We start from the raw sequence: 25,885 nt of genomic DNA on the forward strand, positions 1-25,885 counted from the left end.
GGCTTACGCACGAGTGATGAAATGTCGGTAAACTTTACACCGGGCTTTCGCTGCCCGGGACAGTGCTATTCGGTGGGAGCCACGCGATCAGCCGCGCCTTCGATGGCGTCGCCCGCCTGATTGGCGGCTTCGCCAACCTCGCCTGCCGCATCGCCGATGGCATTGTCCTTCGCCACTTCGGCGCCGCTCATGTTGTTGAAGATCAGCACAGCCGCGACAATCGCTACAATGGCCACGATCACCAGCAGGATGGTGGCACCGCCCCCGCCCTTGCGCTCACCATCGGTGACGATCGTGTGCGTGGTGTGCGTGTTGCCTGCTTCGTCGGTGTGCTCGGTAATGCGTTCTTCGGTCATGCTGACTTTGCCCTGGTGGGTGATCGGTGCCTTGCAGAAAGCGCAAGCCGCCCGACGGTTCCGCGCAATCGTCAGTCGACCGGCCCCTGCGTCGGCCCGCGCAGGGAGCGCGCGGGGCATTCCATCCGGCGGCAAGTCCGACAGCCGGGCCCAATGGGGATGGCATCTTCCGGGCGGAGCGAGACCCCGCGCGCCAATGCGAAGCTCTCTGCCAGACGTGCCTCGATCCCGAGGATCAGCACATCCGTGCGCGGTTCGTCGGCAAACGGCGGCGCGGCGATATGCGCGATCAGCCAGTGCGCCGGGCCCAGCGCACCGCTTTCCAGCATCACCGCATTCGCGCGCCATTCGGGCTGCCAGTGAAAACCGAGACGCGGGCACCCCGGCCTGCGGTCGAGCAGGCTCGCGTCGCTCGCGCCGAGCAGGCGCTCGACCAGTTGCACCGATCCGTCGATCCGCCCGACGAAGAACGGAAGGCCGCGCTGGCCCACCCGCTGGAGCGTAGTCAGCCGTCGGGCGACCTCGCCTGCATCGGTGGCGAAACGGCGGGCTAGGACATGCGGCTCGTATCCCGTCGCCTCGCATGCGCGCAGGAACCGGCCATAGGGCATGATCAACGCCCGCGCGAAATAGCTGCGCAGATAAGCTTGAAAAGCTCCGCGCGCGCCAGGATGCTCGAAACTCGCGCCATCCGCGATGTCGGCGATCATGTCGCGATGCTCCAATTCGGCAACCTGCTTGGCAATCTCGAGATTGCGCGCGGCAGGCGACAGCATTTCCGACAGCTGCACTTGGCGCGCATGAAGATCGAGCCGCCGGTTGGCCTCGGGCAGAACCGCCCGCGGAAGGAAGCGGAGCGCGAGATCGTGGCGTTCTCTCAGGTGGTCGGTCAGGGCTGCGCCAATGTCCGCGCGGGTGAGACGCATTTCGTCGGCGAGAGTTTCCGCCGCTTCGTCCAGATCGGCGAAGTGGTTACGCCAGCGCTCGATTGCGCGCCAGACTTCTTCCTCGAAGGGTCGCCCATGCGGGCTCGCGGTGCCCTGCTCGTCGAACAGCCGGGCGAAGGCGGCGGCGGCCTGTGGAGCCGCGGCGAGGAATTCAGTCACCTCCGCACGGTCGATGCCGAGATCGGCAAAACGCTCGTCCCCCAGGCGGCGGACCAGCCCGTCGATCCCGCCGATGGCGCTGTTTTCCTGCAGGCTGCGCGGATCGTAGTCGAACTGATCGACCAGTTGCACCACCACCCGCGCCGTCACCGGACGCTGGTTGCGCTCGATCAGGTTTAGGTAGCTGGGCGAGATCGACAGGCGTTCGGCCATGCTCGCCTGCGTCAGGCCCTCACGGCGGCGCAGGCGGCGCAAGGCCGCGCCTGCGTAGAGGGAGGGTTCGCTCATGGCTCGGGTGCTCGCAAAGGTTTGTAAATATCTTCACATCACGACAAGACTAACCTATCGATATCGCCATATAAGACAAGATAGCTTGTAATGATCTCTAGTCCCGCGGTCCGCCCAAGCGTAACTCCAGCGCCACGAACGCATTACCCGACGGAGTATCAAGATGACCTACGCACGCGAAATCGACGAACTGACCAAACGCATCGAACAGGGCGGCGAAGCATGGAGCGCCATCGACGCGCAGGCCGCTGCGCGCATGCGCCTGCAGAACCGCTTCCGCACCGGGCTCGACATCGCGAAATGCACCGCGAAGATCATGCGCGAAGACATGGCCGCTTACGATGCCAATCCTGCCGACTACACCCAGTCTCTGGGCGCATGGCACGGCTTCATCGGTCAGCAGCAGATGGTTGCGATCAAGAAGCATTTCGGCAGCACCAAACGCCGCTACCTTTACCTCTCGGGCTGGATGGTCGCCGCGTTGCGCAGCGAATTCGGCCCCCTGCCCGACCAGTCGATGCATGAGAAAACCAGCGTCCCTGCCCTGATCGAGGAGATTTACACCTTCCTCAAGCAGGCCGATGCACGCGAGCTGGGCGGAATGTTCCGCGACCTCGACGCGGCACGCGAAGCGGGCAATGATACCGAAGCCAAGCGGCTGGAAAACGCGATCGACAACTACGAAACCCATGTCGTTCCCATCATCGCCGATATCGACGCAGGCTTCGGCAATGCCGAGGCGACCTACCTGCTCGCCAAGCAGATGATCGAGGCGGGCGCCTGCGCGTTGCAGATCGAGAACCAGGTGTCGGATGAAAAGCAGTGCGGCCACCAGGACGGCAAGGTCACGGTGCCGCACGAGGACTTCCTCCAGAAGATCCGCGCGATCCGCTACGCCTTCCTCGAACTCGGGGTCGAAGACGGCATCATCGTCGCACGCACCGACAGCCTGGGCGCAGGCCTGACCAAGCAGATTGCTTACAGCAAGGAGCCAGGCGACCTGGGCGACCAGTACAACGCCTTCCTCGACGCCGAACCCGTCGATGCGAGCCAGATCCAGAACGGCCAGGTTTTCATCAGCCGCGACGGGCAGCTGATGGCGCCCAAGCGTCTGCCGTCGAACCTCTATCAGTTCCGCGCCGGCACCGGGGTGGATCGGGTCGTGCTCGACTGCATCACCAGCTTGCAGAATGGCGCCGACCTGCTCTGGATCGAGACCGAGAAGCCTCATGTCGAACAGATCGCCGAGATGGTGGACAAGATTCGCGAGACGGTGCCCAATGCCAAGCTGGTCTACAACAATTCGCCCAGCTTCAACTGGACGCTGAACTTCCGCCAGCAGGTTTACGATGCGTGGGAGAAGGAAGGCCGCGATCTGTCGCAGTACGACCGGGCAAAGCTGATGAGCGTCGACTACGACAGCACCGAGCTGGCGCAGGAAGCCGATGCGAAGATCCAGAGCTTCCAAGCCGACGCCGCGAAGCGTGCGGGCATCTTCCACCACCTTATTACGCTGCCGACCTACCACACCGCGGCGCTGAGCACCGACAATCTCTCTAAGCGCTACTTCGGCGAGGAGGCGATGCTGGGCTACGTGAAGAACGTCCAGCGCGAGGAAATTCGCCAGCAGATCGCCTGCGTGAAGCACCAGAACATGGCCGGCTCCGACATCGGAGACGACCACAAGGAGTACTTCGCTGGCGAGGCCGCGCTGAAGGCGGGCGGCAAGGACAACACCATGAACCAGTTCGCGGCGTAGTCCTGACCAAATCGATCAAGAGCTCGAGAGGCGGGCTTGTCACCGGGGCGTCGGGTCGGCATTGCTATCCGACGACCCCGGGACACCTGACTTTTCCGATGGAGCGGATGCACTTATGACCGAAGAAACCCCGAAAGAACCGGGCCGCGCACGCGCCCTGCTTTCCACCGCAGATTTCCGCCTGCTGCGCGCCGCGCTCGCCAGCCATGCGCGGACCACCGAAGACCGTGAGGAACTAGCGAAGATCAACGCCCTTCATCATCGGTTGGGCACATACGTCCCTGACGCGGAATAGCTGCGCGGAGAGGATGCGACGGGCGGGCGCGTGGGGACCTCCCTGCGCGCCCGCTTCTATTTTGGCCGGTTGTTCGACCCTGGTTGCACTAAACGACAGAGCGCCTAGACCGCGCGGCAATCAATTTGCTCAAGGAGCCTGTCTATGCCTCGTTTCGCCCGTGGCGTGCTGAAATTCCAGGACGAGATCTTTCCCAGCAGGAAAGAGCTGTTCGAAAAGCTGAGCCAGGGCCAGTCGCCCGAAGCGCTCTTCATCACCTGCTCCGACTCGCGGATCGAGACAGGGATGATGACCCAGACCGATCCCGGCGAACTGTTCATCTGCCGCAACGCGGGCAACATCGTCCCGCCGCACACCAACCAGACCGGCGGGATGACCGCGAGCATCGAGTTTGCCAGCGCCGCCCTGCGCGTGCCGCATATCGTGGTGTGCGGCCATACCGAGTGCGGTGCGATGAAGGGGGCGATGGACCTCCACAAGGATCGCAGCTCGCTCGACACCCTGCCCCACGTCCGCGAATGGCTGGGCTTCAGCCGCGCGGCAGTCGATATCGTCGATGCCCGTGCGGCGGGCATGAGCGACGAAGAGCGGATGCGCATGCTGCTGGAGCAGAACGTCGTGCTCCAGCTGCAGCACTTGCGTACGCATCCCACGGTCGCCCTGCGGCTTGCGCAGCGCGAGGTTCAGCTGCACGGCTGGGTCTACGATATCGGCACCGGCAAGGTCGACGCCTACGATCCCGAGCAGGACCGCTTCATTCCCATCGCCGAGCGCTACGGCCTCTGACTAGCCACGCGGCATCAGCCTGAGCGCGGCGTCGGCCATGGCTTCGGCGCCGGTCGCGATGACCTGTTCCGCGTCAGGCGCCCACAAGGCGCTGTGCAGCGAAGGCAGCGTCGCCTCGCCGTTCTGCGCAGCCTGCCATTCGTCCTGTGGAACGCCGCCGATCCAGAAGATCAGCGACTGGACCCCATCGGGATCGGCGCGGCGGAACTGGCCGAAATCCTCGCCCCCCATCACGCTGGGCACCTGCATCACGCGATCATCACCAAAGCGAGTGCGAAAGCCTGCCATTACGGACTCGGTAAACTCGGGGTCGTTATAGGTCGACGGGGTGTAGGGATCGGCGACGGTGACGGTCGGCAGCTTGTCCTCCGGCATCCCCGCTGCAATCGCCTCGCCCCGTGCAATCCGGGCGATCCCGTCGAGCAGCAGCTTGCGCGATTCGTCGGTATAGCTGCGCACGGTCAGCTGCAGCTTCGCCTCGTCCGAAATCACGTTGTGCTTGGACCCCGCGCGGAAACTGCCGACCGTGACCACGCCGGGTTCGAGCGGAGACAGCTCGCGGCTGACCAGCGTCTGCAGCCGCATCACGATGGCGCTGGCGATCACCACCGGGTCCTTGGTCGTGTGCGGATAGGCGCCATGCCCGCCGATACCGGGAACGGTGATGTCGACGCTGTCGACATTGGCGAGCGCATAGCCCGGCGAATAGCCGATCATTCCGGCAGGGAACTGCGCCGCATCGTGGAAGGCGATCGCGTAATCGGGCTTGGGAAAGCGGGTGAAGAGCCCATCCTCGAGCATCGCGAGCGCGCCCTCGCCCAGCTCTTCCGCCGGTTGCAGGATCATCACCAGCGTGCCGCTCCACGCGTCTTTCCGGTCGACCAGCTGCTGCGCTGCGCCGATCCACGCGGTCATGTGCGTGTCGTGCCCGCAGGCATGCATCACGCCTGTTTCGACGCCGGTGGCGGGCGTGGCGGTGACGGTCGAGGCGAAGGGCAGCCCGGTCTGCTCGACCACCGGAAGCGCGTCCATATCCGCGCGCAGCAACACGGTGGGCCCTTCGCCGTTCTTCATCACCGCGACCACCCCGGTCCGGCCGACGCCTTCGGTCACGTCAAAGCCCAGTTTGCGCATCCGGGCCGCGAGCCTGGCGGCGGTCTCGGTCTCTTCGAAGCTCAATTCGGGATTGGCGTGGAGATAGCGATAGAGCTCCATAAGCTCGGGCATGTCTTCGGTTACGCCCGCACGCAGGCCGTCATCCTGCGCGACGGCGGCGGTGGAGCATAGCAGCGCGCCGGCCGCCGCTGCCAACATCGTGCCCATCATACCGTTCTGCTTAGCCATTCCCCATGTCCCCCTTGTCTGGTCCTGCGTGACACAGTGCCCGCGCATCGAGGTGCTTACAATCGGCTCGACACCTGATGTCGCGCTCGTTGATGAAACACATACGCAAGGCAGCGTCGGGGCCGACTCATCGCAGATTTGCCGCGCGTAGGAAATGCCTAGAGCCGATAGGTCAGCACCAGCAGGATCGACAGCGTCGTCACCATCAGCAGCACCAGCGGCACGCCGGTGCGGATATAGTCCGAAAATTCGTACGAACCCTCGCTCATGATCAGCATGTTGGTCTGATAGGCAATGGGCGTCGCGTAACACAGGTTGCAGCCGAACAGCACGGCCAGAACCAGCGGTTCGGGCGGCAGACCGAGTTCGCGCGCGATGCTGAAAGCGATGGGCGTGCCGACCGTCGCGGCGGTCGCGTTGGACGCGAAATTGGTCAGCACGGTCACGAACAGCATGATCGCCGCGAGGACCAGCGCCGGGGGTAGTGACGACAGACCGATCGAGAGCGCCATGCCGAGCCACGCTGCCGCACCGCTCGCCTCGACGATCGACCCGACCGCGATGCTTGCCGCCACCAGCACGATGACCTTGGCGGACAGCGCCCGGCCCACCCGGTCGAACTTCACGCAGCCGGTCAGGAACATCAGGATCGCGCCTGCCAGCGCCGAGATCGCGATCGGGAACAGCCCGATCGAGGCGGTGAACACCGCGCCGCCCATGATGACGGCGGAAAGCAGCGCCTTGGACCGACGCGGCAGCTCGCGCATGCCTTCAAGCATCAACAGGCTGTCGCTGCGCGCGAATTCTTCCAGCTCGGCGCGCAGTCCAGTGACCATCAGCACATCGCCTTCCGCAAACTGGAGGTCGCCCTGCGCATAGCCGGACAGGTCTGCCTCCCCACTCGCCCAGCGCTCCGGCCGATGGACGCCGAGCACGGCAACGCCATAGCGGTCAGCGATGCCCGAACTCGGCAGGGTGCGGCCAATCAGGCGCGAATCTGCCGTTACCGCCATCTCGACCACGATCACGTCTTCGCGCCGCGCATCCGCTTCGCGCTTGATCTTGGAGAGCACCCAGTCCGGCGCCGCCTCCCCGCGCAAGGTCCGCATCGCGGCTTCGATCCCCTCCTGCGTGCCCGAGATCAGCAGGCGCTGCTGCGGTTGCAGCTGTCCGGTGGGGGGATCGTGGACGATCACGTCGCCCGAGATCTGCGGCAGGACGTCGGCCAGCGCCTCCCCGGTGAGGGGGCCATCCTCGCTCACCCGCAGGCGCACCTGAAACTGCCGACGCGGGCGCGTTTCCTGCACGCGATTATCCTTCAGCAGGCGCGGCATGACCAGCCAGAGATAGGGCAGCGCGATGGCTGCGGCGAACAGGACAATCGGCGTGTAATGGAACACGCCCATCTCGGGCAGACCCAGATCGCTCGCGATCGAGACCACCAGGATATTGGTGGAAGTGCCGATGGTGGTGGCCATCCCCCCGATCAGGACCGCCGCGTTCAACGGGATCAGTGTCTTGGATGCAGGCAGTGCGCCACGTGCAGCCAGACTGACGAAGATCGGCATCAGCAACACCAGCACCGGCGTATCGTTCACCGCCATGGAAAACGCCATCGCCGCGATCAGCGAGACGAGCAGGCCGATCTGCAGGTTCCACTTGAACAGCCGCTCCAGCAGGTGCGCGGCAGGCTCGAGCGCGCCGGTCACGACCAGCCCCCGGCCCATGATCATCAGCGCGCAGATGGTGATGAGCGCGTAGTGCCCGAAGCCCGAGAAGGCGAGCGCTAGCCCCTCGGTCGGCTGGGCGCCCGGCAGCGGAAAAAAATAGAGGAACACCGCGATGACCGCGATGGTCATCAACGAGACGATCTCGGTCGACAGCTTGCTGCGCGCGAAGCCAAGGAACATCGCAACCGTAACGATCATTGCGGCGATCGCATGAAATGATGGAGCTTCGAGCATCGCTGCCCAAGGCGATAGCCGCGCGTGCCCCCCCTAGGCAATCGATAGCGGAATTTTACATAGGTTAATCCTCGGCTTCGGATGCGGCCCGCATCGCAGCAGGTGGCCGGAGATCGAGGAAGATGGTGCCCCTGGCCCGACTCGAACGGGCACTCCTTGCGGAACTCGATTTTGAGTCGAGCGCGTCTACCAATTCCACCACAGGGGCTCCTGAGGGAAGGAAAGGGTGCCTAGCCGAGCATGCGAGACGCATCAACGGCCAAAGCCGGGCAACGCCATAATTCCCTCCGCGGCGCGACGCGCGCCTGTCAGCCCGGCCCGTCGGCGGGCATGGGAACGAGGGCTCGCCCGGTCGGTGTCACGCAACCCGCTCCACCTTGGATTCGCTGGGCTCGCTGTCCGAATTTTCCTGCTTGGCCGCATGGCCCGGCGCGGGCCTGCCATAAAGGAACCCCTGCCCGACATCGCAGCCGAAATCGCGAACGCTCTGCGCGCTGGCCTCGGTTTCGACTCCTTCCACGATCACTTGGAGACCGAGATGATGCGCCATCGAGGTCACGGCTTGCACGATTGTCTGGCTATCCAGGTTGGTGTCGATGTTCGAAATGAACGACCGGTCAATCTTCAGCTTGTCGAAATGCAACTCGCTCAGGTGGCGCAACGAAGAATAGCCGGTCCCGAAATCGTCGAGCGAAACCTTGATCCCCTGGCGCTTGAAATTCGCGATGACCGCGCGGGCCGTCTCGAGTTCGGAGACCAGCGCGCTCTCGGTGATCTCCACTTCCAGCCGCGCGGGCGAGAGGCCCGCGTGATTGAGGACTTTCAGAGTGCGCCCGACCAGCCAGGGGTCGCTGAACTGCAAGGGTGACAGGTTGATCGACAGGATGGTGCCCTGATCCCACTCACGCGCCTCGCGCGCGGCCTTGGCCAGCAGGCCGAAATAGAGATCGCCGATCAGGCCGCATTCCTCGGCGATCGGGATGAATTCGTCTGGATCTTTGACGGCCCCGTCTTGCTGGCGCCAGCGGGCGAGCGCCTCGTAACCCAGAATCCTGCCGGTCGAGAGCTCGACGAGGGGCTGGAAAAAGGGTTCGATGGCGTCGGCGGCGATGGCTTCGCGCAATTCACGCTCGGTCCGCGCGCGTTCGGTGACCGCCCTGTCCATGCCCGGCTCGAAGAAACAGAACGACTGGCCGGGAGAGGCTTTGGCGCGGTACATTGCAGCGTCTGCCTGGGTGATGATCTGGTCGATCTCGATCCCCGACCGATCGACCAGCGTCACGCCCACGCTCGCGCCGACCGTCACCGCGCTGTCGACCGACGGCAGCTCGATCGGCTTCGCGAAGGCGGAGACGATGTCTTCCACGCGCCCGACGAGCGCTTCGCTGGAAGCAAAATCGTCAAGCATCACCACGAATTCATCGCCGCCGAGCCGGGCGACGAGATCGCCCTCACGCACGCGCGAACGCAGGTTTTCGGTCGCCGCCAGCAGCACTTCGTCGCCGGCGAGATGGCCATACTGATCATTGACCGACTTGAACCGGTCGAGGTCGATCAGTGCCAGAGCGAAATGCCGCGTATCGGCATCTTGGGTCGCTGCCTCGATCACCTGATAGGCCTTGCGGCGGTTGGGCAGGCCGGTGAGGGGATCGTGGAAGGCGAGCGCGCTCGCTTCTTTCTCTGCCGCGATGCGACGCCGGAATTGCTCGCGCAGCTCGAACAACCGCCGGATGGTGTAAATTGCGAGGGCGAGCGGCATGATCATCAACGCGGTCAGGATTTCGTCGAGTTCCCATGACTCATGGTCCCGGGAAAACTCTATGACCGTTTCGAAACCCTGAAACGCGATGGAAACGGTCAGCAGAACGCCGAAAAACCCGAAGATGGCGAAAGCTTCGATCCGCGCGGCCCTGCTAAAGAAGGTCTTGGAATCTAAGTTCTTCATATCATTCTCTTTCCGGCCACCGAGTAGATCAGGTGGCCGTTAAGATACTCTTGATATGAAGTGCCTCAGTTCCCTGCGTTGCGCAGCGAAGCGGCGATGATCTTGTGCATTTTCGAATGCAGTCCATCATTGCCCGCAAGCACCTGTTTGTGCAGCACCGGCTCGCTGCGACCGCGATAATCGGTCACGAAACCGCCCGCCTCGCGCACCAGCAGACAGCCGGCAGCCGTATCCCAAGGCTGGAGGTCGCTTTCCCAGAAGCCGTCGAAGCGCCCGGCAGCGACCCACGCCAGGTCGAGCGATGCGGCACCGAAGCGGCGGATACCCGCGACCTCGGGGCCGAGCGCACCATAGATGCGGCTCCATTCGGCAAAGTTGCCATGGCCCTGGAAGGGCATCCCGGTCGCGATCAGCGCATCGGGCAAGCGATTGCGCGCCGATACGCGCAGGCGCGCATCGTGCAGCCAACTGCCACGGGTCTTCTCTGCCCAGAAGGTTTCGTCGGTGACGGGATTATAGACGACCGCTGCGGTCACATCGCCCCAGCCCGATCCGTCCAGCTTGCGCTCCTGCACCGCGATCGAGATCGCGAAATGCGGGATGCCGTGCAGGAAGTTGCTCGTCCCGTCGAGCGGATCGACCACCCAGCGCGGCGCATTCTCGTCCTCGCCTTTGATCTCGCCCGCTTCTTCCAGCAGGAAACCCCAGCCGGGGCGTGCCTGGAGCAGGTCGTCGTACAGCGAGCGCTCGGCCCGCATATCCGCCTTGCTGACGAAATCGGCAGGCCCCTTGCGGCTCACCTGAAGATGCTCGATCTCACCGAAATCGCGCCGAAGCTTGCCGCCTGCGCGGCGTGCTGCGCGTTCCATGACGCGGATGAGACCCGTAATCGCTGCCATTATATGTGCCCGTTATTCTGCCGGAGCCTGCGGAACCGTCTCCGCAGATGCACCGGGCTTGCGCGCGCCGCAGACAATGGCGGCGACGATGTAGATGTTGATCGGCTTGCTCGTATCGATTTGCGGGTTCTTGGCCAGAACCTCGCCCGTCGCCTTGCTGACCTCTTCGAGGGTCGCAGCATAGAGGCAGCGGATCAGACCGTTCTTTTCGTCGGCGGAAACATCCTCGTCCTGAACCGCACTGGCGAACAGGGTGAAGATCAAGCCCGCCCGATCCAGCACCGCCTTCTGCTCCGGAGCGATCGCTGCGGAGGCGGGAGCCTCCTGCGCGATCGCCGGCGTGGCGAGCATAAGGCCCGCCAGAAGCGCGAGGATGGACCCGGCCCGCATGCTTAGCTGGCCTTCCCGACGTAGCTCTGTTCGTACACGTCGACGATGATGCGTGTGCCGCTCTCGATATGCGGCGGCACCATGATGCGAACGCCGTTGTCGAGCACCGCCGGCTTGTAGCTGGAAGAGGCCGTCTGCCCCTTCACCACCGCGTCGGCCTCGACAATCTCGGCCTCGACCTGTTCGGGAAGTGCCACGCTGATCGGCTTTTCTTCCCACAGTTCCAGCGTCACGGTCATCCCGTCCTGCAGGAAGGGGCGCGCATCGCCCAGCAGGTCCGACGGCAGGTTGATCTGCTCGTATGTGTCGGTGTCCATGAACACGAGCATGTCGCCGTCTTCGTAGAGGAACTGGTAATCCTTGGTGTCGAGCCGGACGCGCTCGACCGTATCGGCGCTGCGGAAGCGCACGTTGGTCTTGCGGCCATCCTGCAGGTTTTTCATCTCGACCTGCATGTAGGCCCCGCCCTTGCCCGGCTGGGTGTGCTGGATCTTGGCGACCTTCCAGATGCCGCCTTCATATTCGATGATATTGCCGGGACGAATGTCGACGCCGCTGATCTTCATGGGGTATACCTTGGCTCTGAGCGAATTGGAGGCTGCGGCGCGCATGATTGCAGCGTGGCAGCAAGTCGCGCGCCTTAGCCGAGCGCTCATGGTCAGGCAAGGTAAGCCGTATTATAGCGAGCGCCATGGACACGATTTCAAAGCTCATCGCGCCGTTGGTGGCATCGAGCGCGCTCGCCGCGCTCGCGCTGCCCGCTGTCGCCCTTGCCAGCGGGCAGAGCACCCTGCCATCGGGCCGCATCGCGACCCTGCCGATCGGCGCCTACGAATGCTCTTTGCCCGGCAAGGCAGATGGCCCCGCATGGCATCGCATTCCCGACCAGGATTTCTCGATCCTCAATGCGTCGAGCTACGAAGCACGCGGACAGCGCGGCATCTACCTGCTGCGTGGGTCAGAGGTGATCTTCACCCGCGGGCCGTTGAGGGGCACGAGGATGGAACGTTCTGGCCGCCGCATGCTGCGCGAACGGATGGACGACGGCACGCTGGGTCGGATGCGCTGCGTGCGCACCGGCCCCGCTGACTGACGCCCGGCCTGATCGTTGGGCCTGATCAGTCGGTCTCGCCTGAAAGGTAAGGGTACGGATTGATCGCATTGGTCGGCTCCCACCACTGCGCATCCTTCGTCGTCCGCATGATCGCGAAATGGAGGTGCGGTGCGTCGGGCGCGGCGTTGCCGGTAGTCCCGACCGAGCCGATCCGCTGCCCGCGGCGCACCTTCTGGCCTTCCTTCAGGCCCGGCGCATACTTGTCGAGATGCGCGTAGTAGAAGATCGTCTCCTTGTCGTTCGATCGGACATAGAGCGAATTGCCGCCGGTCTCGGACTGGTAAATCCGCTCGATCGTGCCCGGCGCCGCTGCAACCACCGAGGTGCCCTTGGGGGCCATGATGTCGATCGCTTCGTGCAGGCGCGCGCCGCCGTCACGCTCGGCAAGGAAACTGTCGTTCAGATCGCTCTTGCGCACATTGAGGACGGGGATGACCAGCTGCCCCAGCCCTTTCTCGCGCGGCGAGGTTGCATTGGCGCGATCGGGCGAGGCGACATTCGCCGAGCGCCGCGCGGTTTCGGCCTCCCGTTCGTCTCCGGCGACCGTTTCCTGCGTCAACGGGGGCGCCGCGGCCTCTGACGCAACCGCGCCGGGCCGCGTTTTCTCGATCTGGCTGTCGGAGCCCGCCATGTCCAGCAGACTGCCCCCTGCCACGATCCACACCATCGAGGTGATCGTGGCGGTGACGATGATCGTCAGGATGCGGTCCACGGCGCCCATGGTCTTGCGTTTAGCAGATTTCAGCCCATCAAACATCCTCTTGCCCCTCAAGCACGCCGACGAATGCCTTAACGGCTGCCGCCTCGTCGCCGTTCCAGACGGCACCGGACACGGCGAGGAAGTCGGCGCCCGCCGCAATCAGCGGAGCGCAGTTTTCGGGCGTGATCCCGCCGATGGCGACGCTGGGGAGTTCGAATATCTGCGACCACCATTCGAGGATTTCAGGCGTCGGCCGCTCGGCATCGCCCTTGTCCTTGGTGGTGCTGGGGTAGAACGCGCCGAACGCGACGTAATCCGCGCCCGCATCGCCCGCTTCCATCGCCAGATGCCGCGAGGCGTGGCAGGTGACGCCGATCTGGGCCTGCATGCCCAGCGCATCGCGCGCTTCATCGACTGTCCCGTCATCCTGCCCCAGATGCACACCATCCGCCTTCAATCGTTTGGCGAGCGCGATGTCGTCGTTGACGATGAAGGCGACCTCATGCTCGGCGCAAATCTGCTGCAAAGGCTCGGCTAGCGCGGCCGCCTCGTGCTGGCCCGCCGATCCTTCGAAGCCTTTGACGCGGAACTGGAACGCGGTGACATGTCCCTTCCCCGCCTCCAGCGCGCGGCCGAGCCGTTGCGGGAAATCGCCACCCACTTCGAGCGGGGAGATGAGGTAAAGCTGCGTCGGAATGTGCGGGATCGTGCTGTTGGTATCGGTCATCGCCAATCGACCTAGCGCCGCTTTCGCGGCCAGTCGATTCCATCGCTTCGATATTCAGCAGCGGGCAAGCCGCGCAGGCGCTAAACCCGGGGAATGAAACACACCCTGATATTCGCCGCGATCCTGCCGCTTTCCGCCTGCGCGATCGTCCCCAACAAGGGGCCGATCGTCGATTCGCCCCACGAAGTCGCGCAGCAGGGCAGCACCGTCGGCCTGCTGCGCCCGGTGCAGCTTGGCCGCGTTGTGGTGACCCCGATGCGGGTAACCGAGGACAGCCGCTGTCCGGTCAACGCGCGCTGCGTTTGGGCGGGCCGCACGGTCGTGGAAACGCGGATCGACGGGCCCGGCTGGCGCCAGACGCAGCCGCTCACGCTGGGTGAGCCGCACACTGTACGCGGCGTCACCGTGACGCTGGTGTCGGTCATGCCTGCCCAGCAGACCGGCAAACAGATCAGCTCCGCCGAATACCGCTTCGCGTTCGAGGGTGGTTAGCCCTCAGCCCGCGACGCTCGCCGAGTAAATCTCGTCGATCGCGCTTTCGAGGGCGTTGTTGAACTTCTCGTCGTCCATATGCGCGCGCAGCTCTTCGAGCAGGGCGCGGCTGAAGCTGGCGATCATGCCGGTGTTCTTGGCCAGCTCCGCGCAGGCTTCGTCACGGCCATAGCCGCCTGACAGCGCGACGACGCGCAGCACCTTGGGGTGCTCGACCAGCGGCAGATAGAGGTTCGGCTCGCTCGGGATGGTCAGCTTGAGCATCACCTGCTGTCCTTCGGGCACGCGCTCCAGCTGGTCGAGGAAGGCCGCCAGCAGATGCGCTTCCGCCGTGCCGCGCGTTTCCGACTTCAGGCTGACTTCGGGCTCGAGCATCGGCACGAGGCCGTGGCTGAGGATTTCGAGGCCGAAATCCATCTGCTGGCTGACCGCGTCCATGATCCCCTGCTGGTTCGCCTCGTGCACGACAGAGCGCATCTTGGTGCCGAACACGCCCAGCTCCTTGGCGCGCGCGCACTGCTGCGCCAGCTGCGGCATGTCCTTCATCAGCTGCACGCCATTGGCTTCGTCGTGCATCCCCTTATCGACCTTCAGGAACGGCACGATGCCCTTGCCTGCAAGCCGTTCGGGAATGGGCATGCCTTCCTCGTTGCAGCCTTCCATCGTCTTTTCGAACAGAATCGCACCGACGACCTTCTCGCCCGTGAAGGCCGGGCTTTCGACGATGCGGCAGCGCATTTCGTGGATCTTGGCGAACATCTCGTCTTCGCCCGAATATTCGTCTTCGCCGACGCCATATCCGGCGAGAGCCTTGGGCGTGGAGCCGCCCGATTGGTCGAGCGCCGCGATAAACCCGTCGCCCTTGGCGATTTTCGCCTTCATCTCTTCGAAATTCATGGGAGCCTTACGCCTTTCTGGAATTCGGGAAACTGTGTCCGGGCGCTTAGCCAGCCAAGCCAGTGCTCGCAAGGTAGGTGCATTTTATCGCACTCTCCCGCTCGCATTCTTGCTCGCCCAGACGGAGCTTCCTAAGCGCCCGCGATGTTTTTCAGACCCGCAGCATGTCTTGCCCTCGCCGGCGCGAGCTTAACCTCCCTACCCGCCTGTACGACGGCTGCCGATGTGCAGACTGCGCGCCTGACCGTCAGCGAAGAGCAGCGCCCGTTCGTCACGGTGGACGAGGCGAAGGTCGCCATCGTTGGCGCAAGCTTGATCGACGGTTCTGGCACCGCGTCGAGGGACGATCAGACGATTCTGATGGAAAACGGGAAGATCGCGTGGGTCGGCAAAACCGCCGATGCGCCGATCGACGGGCATCGCCGGATCGACGGACGCGGGGCGACGGTCATCCCGGGTATCGTCGGCATGCACGACCATCTGCATCGGCCCGGCACGCCTTTCACCGCCTTTTCTTCCACACGGCTCTGGCTGGCCGGGGGCGTTACCGCCGTGCAGACGGCAGGCGCCGCAGAGGCGGAGCGCGAACTCGAACTGGCGCGTGCCATCGAAGAAGACGGGGCGCTCGGGCCCGAGATTTTCGCCAGCGCACCATATGTTACCGGGCCGGGCGGCAACGGGCCGATGACCAAGCCGAAGAGCGAGCAAGAAGCCCGCGCCTTCGTTCGCGAGTGGGCGGCGAAGGGCGTCAGCTGGTTCAAGCTGTACCGCCATACCGAACCCGCGATCGCGTCCGCCATCATCAACGAGGCGCATCGGCTAGGCCTGCGAACGACCGGGCACTTGTGCAGTATTTCGTACGGCAAGGCGGCCGAAATGGGGATCGACCGGGTGGAGCATGGCCTGAACGCCATGGCCGATTTCGTCGAGGGCCGTTCGGAAGGGGAATGCGTTTCGAACCGCGCCGCGATCGACGCGCTGGAGATGGACGATCGGCGCCTGATCGCGCTGGTTGACACGCTGGTCCGCAACGATGTGGTGGTCGGATCGACCTTGCCGATCATCGAAAGCGGCTATCCGGCGCGAATCCATATCGATGCGCGCAGCCTCGATGCATTGAGCCCCGACGAACGAGCGCGGGCCGAAGCTGCGCGCGAGGCGGGACGGAGCATTACGGACGAAGAACGCAAGCGAACCGCACGCTACACCAAGATCGCCGCGTTCGAACGGCTTTTCGCGCAGCGTGGCGGTACGCTGGTCACCGGGCCGGATCCGGGCCGCCACATCGTGCCCGGGTACGGCAACCAGCGCGCGGCGGAGCTGCTTTACGAAGCAGGTTTCACGATTCCCGAGGTGATCCGCATCATGACCGCGAACGGCGCCGAAACGCTGGGCGCAGGCGACAGGATAGGCCGGATCGCCGTAGGCTACGAAGCGGACATCGTCTTGCTGGAAGGTAATCTCGTGAAGGATGCCAGCGCGATCAATCGCCCGCGCATCGTGTTCAGCAACGGGCTCGGATACGATCCAACTGCGCTCGCTCGCGCGGCGAGCGGCCAGGTCGGCATACGGTAGTTTCGCGCAGAGCCTGCGCTCAGCGGCTGCCGCGCACCTTGCGGATAATGCCGTCGAAGCGCAGCACCGGGGCGCCATCGGCCTTGACGATCCCGGCAACGAAGATCGTCTTGCCGCCCGCGCGCACCACCTCGCCGGTCGCCTCGATCAATTGCCCGACGCGCGCGGGATCGAGGAAATCGCCGGTCAGCGTCAATGTCACGCCGTGGCTGCCGTCCATCGCCTTGCGTGCGATGGTGAAGATCGCGGCGTCGGCGAAAGTCATCAGGCAGCCGCCATGCATGAAGCCCGCGCCGTTCATATGGCGCGGCTCTGCCCGGAACGCGATCCGCGCGGTGCCATCTGCATCGACCTTTTCGTAGAACGGCCCGGCGCGCTGTTCGAACGCGTCGCTCTGCCACACCTGCCAGCCCGCGAATTCGCCCTCGGTTACGTCCACCAGGCCGGTAGCGCCCGTTTCGCCCACACCTTCATTCTCGCTCATCGAATCACGCCTTCAACGCTTCGACACCGGGCAGCGGCTTGCCTTCCATCCATTCGAGGAAGGCACCGCCAGCCGTCGAAACATAGGTGAAATCCCCCGCTACGCCTGCTGCGTTGAGCGCAGCAACCGTATCCCCGCCGCCCGCAATCGAGACGAGCGAACCTTCCTGCGTCAGCGCCGCAGCGGTGCGTGCAAGGCTGACGGTCGCCTGATCGAAGGGCGGCGTTTCGAACGCGCCGAGCGGGCCGTTCCAGACCAGCGTGCGGCAGGTCTTGAGCACGTCGGCCAGCGCCTCGGTCGCCTGCGGCCCGATATCGAGGATCATCTCATCCTCGGCGACCTGGTGGACATTGCTCGTGCGCAAGCTTGCCGGGTTCGCCGCGAATTCCTTCGCCACCATCACATCATACGGCAGATGCACGGTGCATCCGGCATGATCGGCGGCGTCCATGATCGCATTGGCTTTGGCGACCAGATCGTGCTCGCACAGCGATTTGCCGACATCGGCCCCGCGCGCGGCGAGAAAGGTGTTGGCCATCCCACCGCCGATGATCAGATGCTGCACCTTGCCGACGAGGTTTTCGAGCACATCGAGCTTGGTCGACACCTTCGCCCCGCCGACCACCGCTGCGACCGGCGTTTCCGGATTGCCGAGCGCCGCGTCGAGCGCCTTGAGCTCTGCTTCCATCGCGCGGCCCGCATAGGCGGGAAGGATATGGGCAAGCCCCTCGGTGCTGGCATGAGCACGGTGCGCGGCGGAAAAGGCGTCGTTCACGTAGAAATCGGCGTGCTGCGCCATGCGCTTGGCGAACTCGGCATCGTTCGCCTCTTCGCCCGGCCAGAAGCGGACATTGTCGAGCAGGCCGACATCGCCATTGCCGAGAATGCCGATCGACTGTGCGACCACAGGGCCCGAGACCTCGGAGATGAACATCACCTCCTTGCCCAGCACGTCCTCGACATCGTCCTGAACGAAGCTGGTGCTCATGGTCGAATGGCGCTGCCCCTTGGGCCGCCCGAAATGGGCGAGCAGCAGCACCTTGGCACCCTTGTCGCTCAACTCGAGGATGGTCGGCTTCGCCGCCTCGACCCGGGTGACGTCGGTGGCCGAGCCATCCTTCATCGGCAGGTTGAGGTCGACGCGCACCAGCGCGACCTTGCCGGAAAGATCGGCGGGCAGATCGTCGAGGGTTTTGAAATTCGCCACTGTCACATCCTTTCCTCTCCCACGGGAGAGGGATACGGAGCCCTGCGAGCTGGCTCGCCAGGCGGAGTTGGGTGAGGGTCTGCCCAGTTTGCAGCCCCTCATCCAAGCTTCGCTAGTCGCTTCTGCGACAAGCTGCGCTGTCCTTCTCCCGTCGGGAGAAGGATGCGCCGACCTCAGATCAGCTTCGCCATTACCCCGGCGGTGTCGATCATCCGGTTGGAGAAGCCCCACTCGTTGTCGTACCAGCTGACGACGCGCGCGAGCTTCCCTTCGAGAACCGCGGTTTCGAGGCTGTCGACCGTGCTGCTGGCGGGCTGGTGGTTGAAGTCGCTCGAAACCAGCGGCTGTGCGGTGAAATCGAGCACGCCCTTCATCGGGCCGTTTGCGGCAGCCTTGAGCGCTTCGTTGAGCTCTTCGGCGCTCGTGTCGCGCCCGGGCGTGAACACCAGGTCGATCAGCGAGACGTTGGGCGTGGGCACGCGGACCGACGATCCGTCGAGCTTGCCGTTGAGCTCGGGCAGGACGAGGCCGACCGCGCGCGCCGCGCCGGTGGTGGTCGGGATCATGTTCTGCGCGCCGCCGCGGGCCCGGCGCATGTCCGAATGCATCTGGTCGAGCATGCGCTGGTCGTTGGTATAAGAGTGGATCGTGGTCATGAAGCCACGTTCGATCCCCACGGTGTCCTGCATCACCTTCGCCACGGGCGCGAGGCAGTTGGTCGTGCAGCTGGCGTTGGAGACGATATGATCGTCGGCGGTCAGCACTTCGTGGTTCACGCCGTAGACGACCGTCTTGAGGTCGCCCTTGGCAGGCGCCGAAATCAGCACGCGCTTGGCACCGGCATCGAGATGCGGCTTCGCAGCGTCGACCGACTGGAAGAAGCCGGTGCATTCGAGCACGATGTCCACGCCCATGTCGCCATGCGGCAGCTTGCCAGGCTCACGCTCGCTCGTCACCGCGATCTTCTTGCCGTCGACCACCAGCGCGTTGCCGTCGACGCTGACCGTTCCGGGGAAGCGGCCATGGGTCGAATCGTACTGGAACAGCAGGGCATTGGCGTCCGCATCCGCCAGATCGTTGATCGCGACCAGTTCCAGATCGTGATCGCTACGCTCAAGGATGGCGCGCGCGACAAGCCGCCCGATGCGGCCGAAACCATTGATTGCAACCTTGGTCGCCATGATGCTGTTCTCCTGACTTATGCTTCTAGCTTGGCGAGGATCTTGGGGACGATCGCTTCGCTGGTGAAACCGAATTTCTCGAATGCGTCCTTCGCGGGGGCGGAGGTGCCGAAAGTATCGATGCCGATCCGCAGGCCATTGAGCATCGTGTAGCGTTCCCACCCGAAGGTGGTTCCCGCTTCGATGCTGACCCGAAGAACCTCGTCCGGCCCGACATTGGGCAGGATGTTGTCGCGATAGGCGGGGCTCTGTTCGTCGAACAGTTCGGCGCAGGGCATCGAGACCACGTCGGCACCGATATCGCACGATTCGAGATCCTTGGCGCAGGCCAGCGCCAGGCCGACTTCCGAACCCGTCGCGATCAGGATCACGCGGCGTTCGGCCTCGGCTTCCTTCACCCGGTAGGCACCGTGCGCGCACTGGTTGCCCTCGGCAACCTCGGTGCGGAACTGATCGAGCCCCTGACGCGACAGCGCGAGCACGCTCGGCCGCTTTTTCTGCTGGAGCGCGACATCCCAGCATTCGGCGGTCTCGACCGCGTCGCCCGGGCGCATCACCAACAGGTTGGGGATCGCGCGCAGCGATTGCAGGTGCTCGATCGGCTGGTGGGTCGGGCCATCCTCGCCCAGCCCGATCGAATCGTGCGTCATGACGTAGATCACCCGCGCCTCTTGCAGCGCGGAAAGGCGGATCGCCGGGCGGCAATAGTCGCTGAACACCAGGAAGGTGCCACCGTAGGGGATCACCCCGCCGTGTAGCGCCATGCCGTTCATGGCCGAAGCCATTCCGAATTCGCGGATGCCGTAATAGACGTAGCGTCCGGCGCGGTTGTCGGCGAAGAAATCGCCCAGATCGCCGGCCTTGGTGTTGTTCGAGCCCGTAAGGTCGGCGGAACCGCCGACTGTTTCGGGCAGCCGGTTGTTGATCACCGCCAGCGCATTCTCGCTCGCCTTGCGCGTTGCCACCTTCTGCGGTTCACGAACCAACCCGGCTACGAATTCGTCGAGGCTGAAGCCTTCGGGCAGGTCGCCCGCCATGCGTCGCTCCAGCTCGGCCTTCTGATCGCTGGCATCGAGCCGCGCCAACCATTCGGAACGCTGTTCCCTGCATCGCGCGCCGGCGGAATGCCATTCGCCGCGAATCTGGTCGGGGATCTGGAACGGCTCCGCGTTCCAGTTCAATTCCTCGCGCGCGGCGGCGATTTCGTCTGCGCCCAGCGGAGCACCATGGGTTGCAGCGGTACCCTGCTTGTTGGGCGCGCCGTAACCGATCATCGTGCGGCACGCGATCAGCGCAGGGCGATCCTCGGCCAGCGCTTCCTCGATTGCGCGCGCGATGTCGGCATAGTCGTGGCCGTCGCACTGGTTCACGAACCAGCCGGTCGCCTCGTAGCGGGCGCGCACGTTCTCGCTCGTCGAAAGGTCGGTGCTGCCGTCGATGGTGATCTGGTTATCGTCCCAGAACACGATCAGACGGCTGAGTTTCAGGTGACCGGCAAGCCCGATCGCCTCGTGGTTGAGGCCTTCCATCAGGCACCCGTCGCCCGCGATCACCCAGGTCCGGTGGTCGACCAGCTCGTCACCGAATTGCGCATTCAGGTGCCGTTCCGCCATCGCCATGCCCACCGCCATCGCGAGGCCCTGCCCCAGCGGACCGGTGGTGCATTCGACGCCCGGCAGCAGAAAATTCTCCGGGTGCCCCGCGGTCGGGCTGCCGAGCTGGCGGAAATTCTCGATCTCCTCCATCGTCGGATGCGCGAAGCCCGAAAGATGCAGCAGCGAATAGAGCAGCATCGACCCGTGGCCCGCGCTCAGCACGAAGCGGTCGCGGTCGGCCCAGTCAGGCGCGCTCGAATCATATTTGAGATAGTTCGACCAGAGGACGGTGGCGACATCGGCCATGCCCATCGGCATCCCGGGATGGCCGCTTTGCGCTTTTTGCACCGCATCCATCGACAGGGCCCGGATGGCGTTGGCCATCGGGATCATGCGTGCAGGGTCGAGACTCATCTGTGGGGGCACTCCTGAGCGGCGGGCGGATGCCGCGATTCGAACATGCGAGTGCCTTCGACAAGCGAAGCGCTCAGGTCAAGGCGAGGGGGCACTTTGCGGCCCAAGGATCGCTCAACCTGTCCAAAAAATTCTTTGCGCTCTTGGGAATGGCGGATTTGCCCCTTACACGTTCTGCGCATGAGGGATGAAAGGCTCGAACAGACAGTCCAGCGGATCGAGCGTGCACTGGCGCGGATCGCGGCTGCTGCCGATTCTTCCGTCAAAGGCGGCCAGCCTTCCGACAGCGATCTGGCGGCACGGCACGAGGCGATGCGCAGCAAGGTGCGCAGCGAACTGGACCGGCTCGACCGGGTAATCGGCGAGTTGGAAGATGAGTAAGGTCGAAATCACCATCGGCGGGCGCGACTTTGCGATCTCCTGCGGACCGGAGGACGAGCCGCGGGTGCGCGCGCTCGTCGAATCGATCGACGAGCATTATCAGGAAGTTGCCCCCCGCTTCTCGCAGAACCTGCTGTTCGCGTGCCTGCGCGCGGCGGACGAGGTGTTCGACAAGGCGGGAGTGGCACCCGGGGAAGACCCCGAACTGGCGCGCACGCGCGCGCGACTGGCCGAGGTCGAGCAGGAACGGGACCGGCTGGAAGCGGCGCTCTCCTCCGCAACCGATGCGCGAGGGCGGCTGGAGCGGGACATCCGCCAGGCGCGCGAGGAAGCAGCCACACGCGATGCCGCGCAAAGCAAGGCGCAGGCGGAGCGGATCGAGACGCTGGAGGCGCGCTGCGCCGATCTCCAGCAGCGTCTCGAGGATGCGCAGAGCCAGGAACTGCCCTTTGCGGCCGCTCCGCACGGGGACGATCCCGAGCTGCTGCCTGCGCTGGAGCGATTTGCGGGCCTGCTCGAATCCTGTGCGGACAAGCTTGAGGGTCGCGTCCCCAACACCTAGATAGGTGATGGCGGGGCTGCCCGGTACGAGCCGTAGAACATCCCTGAGGCTATAAGTTTATCCTAGGGAGCTGTCCCTGTCCTGGTCCACCAGTTCGGCTGTGGGGCCGGGGTATACGGCGCCCACCTGACCTTTTGCGTCAGAGGATTTCCCAGGCACCGACCCATGGTGGTCCCGCCACTTCGCTGTACGAAGTGCCCCCTAACGGGCCGCACGGGCCGAGCCTTCGAAGCCCTGCACTTCTCCTTTTTCGATGTTTCTCGAAGGAAGAACGGCCCTTCGACAACCTTGGGGCGAGCAGTGACCGACAAGACAACCCTGCGAAAACAGATGCGCGCAATCCGAAAGAAGAGCGCCGACGCGCTCCCCGACGCGGTGCGTGGACTGGTTTTCTCGCGCCCGCCCGCACCCGTCATCGAACGCATCCCGCAAGATGCCGTGATCGGCCTCTATCGCGCGAGCGCACATGAAGCGCCCGCCGCACGCTACGCGCAGTTCTTCCGCGAAGCGGGTCACCGTGTCGCCCTGCCCCGCCTGCTGGCCGAGGATGGCGCGATGCGCTTTGCCGAACATACCGACCCGCTGGGCGAGAGCGATCTGGTGGAAGGCCCGCACGGACTCATGCAACCCGGCGAGAATGCGGACGATATCGTGCCCGACGTGCTGTTCGTGCCGCTGCTCGCCTTCGACGAGGATGGCGGCAGGCTTGGCCAGGGCGGCGGCTACTACGACCGCTGGATTGCCGAGCATCCCGGCGCGCTGCGGATCGGGATCGCGTGGGATGCGCAAAAGATCGACGCGGTGCCGCTGGAGCCGCACGACCAGAAACTGCACATGGTCGTCACACCCCAACGCGTGTACGAAGCGGACTCATGAGCCACGAACCCAATTGGCGCATCCCGGTGGGCATGCTGATCCTGCTTGTTGCGCTGTCTATCTATGCGATCCTGATCGCGCGCTATGTGCCCGAACTGATCGGTGGCTGGCACATTATTGTGCAGACCGCGATCTACCTCGTACTCGGGCTGATCTGGCTGCTCCCGCTCAAACGCTTCCTCATCTGGATGGAGAGCGGCCGGCGCAGCTGACCGGAACTGCCACAGCGCGGGCTACGTTTCTCGTGCATGCCGGAAGCACCCGAAGCCGAAGCCAATCGCCTGCGGATCGAGCGCGAATGCCTCAACCGCACGATCGAGGCGGCCGAACCGGGCAACGACACCAGCTATATCGAGCTTCCCGGCGATAACGAGCGCGGCCGGCTGGTCGGGCATCAGTTCACGCAGACCCACCGCCACGGCAAGCTGATCTTCGCCGGGTCGAAGACCGGCCCGTGGATGTGCGTCCATCTGGGGATGAGCGGCTCGCTGCGCCCGTTCGACGAAGAGGACAGCCCGCCCGACTACATCAAATTCCTGATCCGCTTCGAAGGCGCCCGCCGGTTGGCATTCCGCTGCCCGCGCAAGCTCGGATGGGTCCGCGTGGTCGACAGCCCGGAAGCGGAGATCGAACGAATCGGCTTCGGGCCGGACGCGCTGGAGATCGGCCGCGATGCCTTCGTGGACGTGATCGGCAGCTCACGAGGAGCGATAAAATCGGCGCTGATCGAGCAGAAGAAGATCGCCGGTGTCGGCAACCTGTGGTCGGACGAGATCCTGTTCCGCACCGGCATCGACCCTGAACGCAAGGGGACCGATCTTTCCGAAAGCACGCTCGGCGAAATTCGCACGGCCATGCGAGATATCCTGCACGCTGTTATGGATACCGAGGCGCATTATGACCAGCTACCCGACGACTGGCTGATCCATACGCGCAAGGAAGGCGCACCCTGCCCGCGCTGCGACGGGACGATCACCAAGACCAAGGTCGGCGGGCGCAGCGCTTATCACTGCACCCGCCACCAAGAATAACGTCTAGAAGCTGAAGACGCCTAGAAACTGAAGACAAAAGTCTCGCGCCCGTCCTTCTCCATCGCCCGCTGGAACGATGGCGTATCGCGCATCTGCTTCATCCAGCGCTGGCAGTTCGGGCGGCCTTCGAGCCTGCCCTGCGCGTCTGCCGAAGCGATCGAATAGCACATGGAAATATCGGCGGCGGTCAGGTGGTCGCCCGCCAGCCAAGTGTTGCGACCGAGGTCCGCTTCCAGCTTGTCGAAGATCAACTTCAGGCGCGGCGCGACGAGCATTTCGCGCACCTTGTCGGTCGCGATGCCCACCACCGACTTTACCAGCGCGGGCGAGCGCGCCTTCATCATGGTGAGGATGCCGTTCATGAACTGCATCGGCATCAGGCTGCCGGTGCCCGCATGGAACCAGAACAGATAGTCGGCGCGGGTCGCCTCGCCCGGCGCGGGGCGCAGCGGGCTCTCGGGGTACGAATCGAGAATATAATCGATCACCGCATTGCTCTCCGCCATCACGAGGCCGCTTTCGTCGGTGATGACGGGCGCGGTACCCAGCGGCGAGAGGGCCTTGTAATCGGAGGGCGCGAGGCGGCTTTCCGGATCGCGCTCGTAGACCTTGAGGTCGTAGGGAGCGCCCAGCTCTTCCAGCAGCCAGAGGATGCGGAAGCTTTGCGAATATTCGAGATGGTGGAGCGTGATCATCGGATGGCCTTCCCTGACGCGGTTCGTGCCGCCGGGGTGGCGAAACGCGCGCCATCGCGCAAGCCTTATGCTGGGCGTCGAAAGCACCATTCCTTGATGAAATGGCGCGAGTGACGGGACTCGAACCCGCGACCTCCGGCGTGACAGGCCGGCGCTCTAACCAACTGAGCTACACCCGCGCAAACACGAGGGAGAAGGTGTCTCCGCTGCGTGGGAGCGGCGCGCTTAAGCCACCCCCGCACCCCTGTCAATGGCTTGCGCCACGCCTTTTTGACCTTGTGCCGTACGAACGTGGTTAGGACCGCCTTAACCGCATTTTGAGCAATTGCTGCAAGGGTCGCCCGCGAATGGAAAACCGGCCTGGGGGAGCCGTTTCATGCGTGTGCAATTCCTGATCGCCGGCGCCGCCTTGCTGACCGCAGGCACGGCCGCCGCACAATCGCTGGTCGAGATCGACCGCGAAGTTTTCGTGGAGATCTCGCAGCAGCGCGATGGGCGCATTCAGCGCGTGCTCGCACCCGCCGATACGCTGGAAAGCGGCGATACGGTGGTGCTCATGCTCGCCTGGCGCACGCCGCGCGACCGGCCCTTCACGATCTCGAGCCGTGTACCGCGCGCCCTGGCCTTCAGCGCCCACGGCGGCGCGGCGCCCGAAGTCTCGGTCGATGGAGGGCGAAGCTGGGGAAAACTGGAGACGCTGCGGGTGCGCGGACGCCCCGCGACGTCCGCCGATGTCACCAACATCCGCTGGGATGTCGCGAATCCACGCGCCGCAAAGGGCCGGGGGGTTCTGACCTACAGCGCAGTGGTGCGCTGATCCGC

General features: G+C 64.5%; 28 protein-coding genes, 2 tRNA genes and 1 other RNA gene. 13 read left to right on the plus strand and 18 right to left on the minus strand.

The window, feature by feature from the left end:
• Window positions 1-65: 65 nt before the first annotated feature.
• Both AAG612_RS03580 and AAG612_RS03585 read right to left on the minus strand, forming a co-directional pair.
• A complete protein-coding gene (locus tag AAG612_RS03580; RefSeq protein WP_342507281.1) occupies window positions 66-356 on the minus strand; it encodes a hypothetical protein in 291 nt (96 codons plus the stop codon).
• Window positions 357-427: 71 nt separating this feature from the next.
• Window positions 428-1,750, minus strand: coding sequence for a helix-turn-helix domain-containing protein (locus AAG612_RS03585; protein WP_342507282.1), 1,323 nt, complete (start codon window positions 1,748-1,750; stop codon window positions 428-430).
• 163 nt (window positions 1,751-1,913) lie between these two features.
• Between AAG612_RS03585 and AAG612_RS03590 the strand changes: the two genes are divergently transcribed.
• The 3 genes from AAG612_RS03590 (at window position 1,914) to AAG612_RS03600 (ending at window position 4,590) form a co-directional block, all read left to right on the plus strand.
• Window positions 1,914-3,509 (plus strand): isocitrate lyase, encoded by a 1,596-nt coding sequence (locus AAG612_RS03590; RefSeq protein WP_342507284.1) that lies wholly within the window; start codon window positions 1,914-1,916, stop codon window positions 3,507-3,509.
• Between the two features lie 115 nt (window positions 3,510-3,624).
• Window positions 3,625-3,804, plus strand: coding sequence for a hypothetical protein (locus AAG612_RS03595; RefSeq protein WP_342507286.1), 180 nt, complete (start codon window positions 3,625-3,627; stop codon window positions 3,802-3,804).
• A 144-nt stretch (window positions 3,805-3,948) separates the two neighbouring features.
• Entirely contained in the window at window positions 3,949-4,590 is a 642-nt protein-coding gene (locus AAG612_RS03600; protein WP_342507288.1) for a carbonic anhydrase, read from the plus strand.
• Here AAG612_RS03600 and AAG612_RS03605 read toward each other — a convergent pair whose 3' ends face one another.
• From AAG612_RS03605 to efp, 7 genes are all read right to left on the minus strand, one after another.
• A complete protein-coding gene (locus AAG612_RS03605; RefSeq protein ID WP_342507290.1) occupies window positions 4,591-5,934 on the minus strand; it encodes an amidohydrolase in 1,344 nt (447 codons plus the stop codon). It abuts the gene before it with no gap.
• A gap of 158 nt (window positions 5,935-6,092) precedes the next feature.
• The gene (locus tag AAG612_RS03610) at window positions 6,093-7,898 is read right to left on the minus strand and encodes an SLC13 family permease (RefSeq protein ID WP_425341828.1); all 1,806 of its coding nucleotides are present in this window, start codon (window positions 7,896-7,898) and stop codon (window positions 6,093-6,095) included.
• 123 nt (window positions 7,899-8,021) lie between these two features.
• Window positions 8,022-8,106: transfer RNA gene (locus AAG612_RS03615), tRNA-Leu, on the minus strand.
• A 150-nt stretch (window positions 8,107-8,256) separates the two neighbouring features.
• Window positions 8,257-9,843, minus strand: coding sequence for a putative bifunctional diguanylate cyclase/phosphodiesterase (locus tag AAG612_RS03620; RefSeq protein ID WP_342507294.1), 1,587 nt, complete (start codon window positions 9,841-9,843; stop codon window positions 8,257-8,259).
• A gap of 65 nt (window positions 9,844-9,908) precedes the next feature.
• Complete coding sequence (locus AAG612_RS03625; protein WP_342507297.1) at window positions 9,909-10,742, minus strand: inositol monophosphatase family protein; 834 nt, start codon at window positions 10,740-10,742, stop codon at window positions 9,909-9,911.
• A 12-nt stretch (window positions 10,743-10,754) separates the two neighbouring features.
• Window positions 10,755-11,132: a hypothetical protein gene (locus tag AAG612_RS03630; protein ID WP_342507298.1), complete on the minus strand. Its 378-nt coding sequence runs from the start codon at window positions 11,130-11,132 to the stop codon at window positions 10,755-10,757.
• 2 nt (window positions 11,133-11,134) lie between these two features.
• Window positions 11,135-11,698, minus strand: coding sequence for an elongation factor P (gene efp / locus AAG612_RS03635; RefSeq protein ID WP_342507300.1), 564 nt, complete (start codon window positions 11,696-11,698; stop codon window positions 11,135-11,137).
• Window positions 11,699-11,823: 125 nt separating this feature from the next.
• On the opposite strand from efp, the gene AAG612_RS03640 reads away from it, so the two are divergent.
• Window positions 11,824-12,225: a hypothetical protein gene (locus tag AAG612_RS03640; RefSeq protein ID WP_342507302.1), complete on the plus strand. Its 402-nt coding sequence runs from the start codon at window positions 11,824-11,826 to the stop codon at window positions 12,223-12,225.
• Between the two features lie 25 nt (window positions 12,226-12,250).
• Here the strand turns inward: AAG612_RS03640 and AAG612_RS03645 are convergent, their stop codons facing one another.
• Both AAG612_RS03645 and thiE read right to left on the minus strand, forming a co-directional pair.
• Window positions 12,251-13,003, minus strand: coding sequence for a M23 family metallopeptidase (locus tag AAG612_RS03645; protein WP_342507304.1), 753 nt, complete (start codon window positions 13,001-13,003; stop codon window positions 12,251-12,253).
• Window positions 12,996-13,673, minus strand: a complete 678-nt coding sequence (thiE, locus tag AAG612_RS03650; protein WP_342507307.1) for a thiamine phosphate synthase — start codon at window positions 13,671-13,673, stop codon at window positions 12,996-12,998. The genes AAG612_RS03645 and thiE overlap by 8 nt, the downstream gene beginning before the upstream one ends.
• A 93-nt stretch (window positions 13,674-13,766) precedes the next feature.
• Between thiE and AAG612_RS03655 the strand changes: the two genes are divergently transcribed.
• Entirely contained in the window at window positions 13,767-14,165 is a 399-nt protein-coding gene (locus AAG612_RS03655; protein ID WP_342507309.1) for a hypothetical protein, read from the plus strand.
• A gap of 3 nt (window positions 14,166-14,168) precedes the next feature.
• Here the strand turns inward: AAG612_RS03655 and AAG612_RS03660 are convergent, their stop codons facing one another.
• A complete protein-coding gene (locus AAG612_RS03660; RefSeq protein ID WP_342507311.1) occupies window positions 14,169-15,062 on the minus strand; it encodes a fructose bisphosphate aldolase in 894 nt (297 codons plus the stop codon).
• Window positions 15,063-15,206: 144 nt separating this feature from the next.
• Here AAG612_RS03660 and AAG612_RS03665 point away from each other — a divergent pair, with 144 nt between their 5' ends.
• Entirely contained in the window at window positions 15,207-16,637 is a 1,431-nt protein-coding gene (locus AAG612_RS03665; protein WP_342507313.1) for an amidohydrolase family protein, read from the plus strand.
• Window positions 16,638-16,656: 19 nt separating this feature from the next.
• On the opposite strand, the gene AAG612_RS03670 is transcribed toward AAG612_RS03665, so the two are convergent.
• From AAG612_RS03670 to tkt, 4 genes are all read right to left on the minus strand, one after another.
• Complete coding sequence (locus tag AAG612_RS03670) at window positions 16,657-17,121, minus strand: PaaI family thioesterase (protein WP_342507315.1); 465 nt, start codon at window positions 17,119-17,121, stop codon at window positions 16,657-16,659.
• A gap of 4 nt (window positions 17,122-17,125) precedes the next feature.
• Entirely contained in the window at window positions 17,126-18,328 is a 1,203-nt protein-coding gene (locus AAG612_RS03675; RefSeq protein WP_342507317.1) for a phosphoglycerate kinase, read from the minus strand.
• A gap of 173 nt (window positions 18,329-18,501) precedes the next feature.
• Window positions 18,502-19,509 (minus strand): type I glyceraldehyde-3-phosphate dehydrogenase, encoded by a 1,008-nt coding sequence (gene gap, locus AAG612_RS03680; RefSeq protein WP_342507319.1) that lies wholly within the window; start codon window positions 19,507-19,509, stop codon window positions 18,502-18,504.
• A gap of 17 nt (window positions 19,510-19,526) precedes the next feature.
• A complete protein-coding gene (gene tkt / locus AAG612_RS03685) occupies window positions 19,527-21,518 on the minus strand; it encodes a transketolase (RefSeq protein WP_342507321.1) in 1,992 nt (663 codons plus the stop codon).
• Window positions 21,519-21,698: 180 nt separating this feature from the next.
• On the opposite strand from tkt, the gene AAG612_RS03690 reads away from it, so the two are divergent.
• The 6 genes from AAG612_RS03690 to AAG612_RS03710 all read left to right on the plus strand — a co-directional run bounded on the left by AAG612_RS03690 (window position 21,699) and on the right by AAG612_RS03710 (window position 24,368).
• The gene (locus AAG612_RS03690) at window positions 21,699-21,899 is read left to right on the plus strand and encodes a hypothetical protein (protein WP_342507323.1); all 201 of its coding nucleotides are present in this window, start codon (window positions 21,699-21,701) and stop codon (window positions 21,897-21,899) included.
• A complete protein-coding gene (locus AAG612_RS03695; protein ID WP_342507325.1) occupies window positions 21,892-22,461 on the plus strand; it encodes a cell division protein ZapA in 570 nt (189 codons plus the stop codon). The genes AAG612_RS03690 and AAG612_RS03695 overlap by 8 nt, the downstream gene beginning before the upstream one ends.
• A 10-nt stretch (window positions 22,462-22,471) precedes the next feature.
• A non-coding RNA gene (ssrS, locus tag AAG612_RS16305) (6S RNA) lies at window positions 22,472-22,640 on the plus strand.
• A gap of 121 nt (window positions 22,641-22,761) precedes the next feature.
• Window positions 22,762-23,337 (plus strand): 5-formyltetrahydrofolate cyclo-ligase, encoded by a 576-nt coding sequence (locus tag AAG612_RS03700; protein ID WP_342507327.1) that lies wholly within the window; start codon window positions 22,762-22,764, stop codon window positions 23,335-23,337.
• A complete protein-coding gene (locus AAG612_RS03705; protein WP_342507329.1) occupies window positions 23,334-23,549 on the plus strand; it encodes a DUF2842 domain-containing protein in 216 nt (71 codons plus the stop codon). The genes AAG612_RS03700 and AAG612_RS03705 overlap by 4 nt, the downstream gene beginning before the upstream one ends.
• A 36-nt stretch (window positions 23,550-23,585) precedes the next feature.
• Window positions 23,586-24,368 carry a DNA-formamidopyrimidine glycosylase family protein gene (locus tag AAG612_RS03710; protein WP_342507331.1) on the plus strand — a complete coding sequence of 261 codons (783 nt, stop codon included), beginning with the start codon at window positions 23,586-23,588 and terminating at the stop codon, window positions 24,366-24,368.
• Window positions 24,369-24,388: 20 nt separating this feature from the next.
• Here the strand turns inward: AAG612_RS03710 and AAG612_RS03715 are convergent, their stop codons facing one another.
• Window positions 24,389-25,063, minus strand: a complete 675-nt coding sequence (locus AAG612_RS03715; RefSeq protein WP_342507333.1) for a glutathione S-transferase family protein — start codon at window positions 25,061-25,063, stop codon at window positions 24,389-24,391.
• Between the two features lie 102 nt (window positions 25,064-25,165).
• Window positions 25,166-25,242 (minus strand) — tRNA-Asp (locus AAG612_RS03720).
• Between the two features lie 197 nt (window positions 25,243-25,439).
• Between AAG612_RS03720 and AAG612_RS03725 the strand changes: the two genes are divergently transcribed.
• Complete coding sequence (locus AAG612_RS03725) at window positions 25,440-25,880, plus strand: hypothetical protein (protein ID WP_342507335.1); 441 nt, start codon at window positions 25,440-25,442, stop codon at window positions 25,878-25,880.
• The last annotated feature ends 5 nt before the right edge of the window (window positions 25,881-25,885 follow it).

Source organism: Citromicrobium bathyomarinum, assembly GCF_038594605.1.
Classification (GTDB): Bacteria; Pseudomonadota; Alphaproteobacteria; order Sphingomonadales; family Sphingomonadaceae; genus Alteriqipengyuania; species Alteriqipengyuania bathyomarina_B.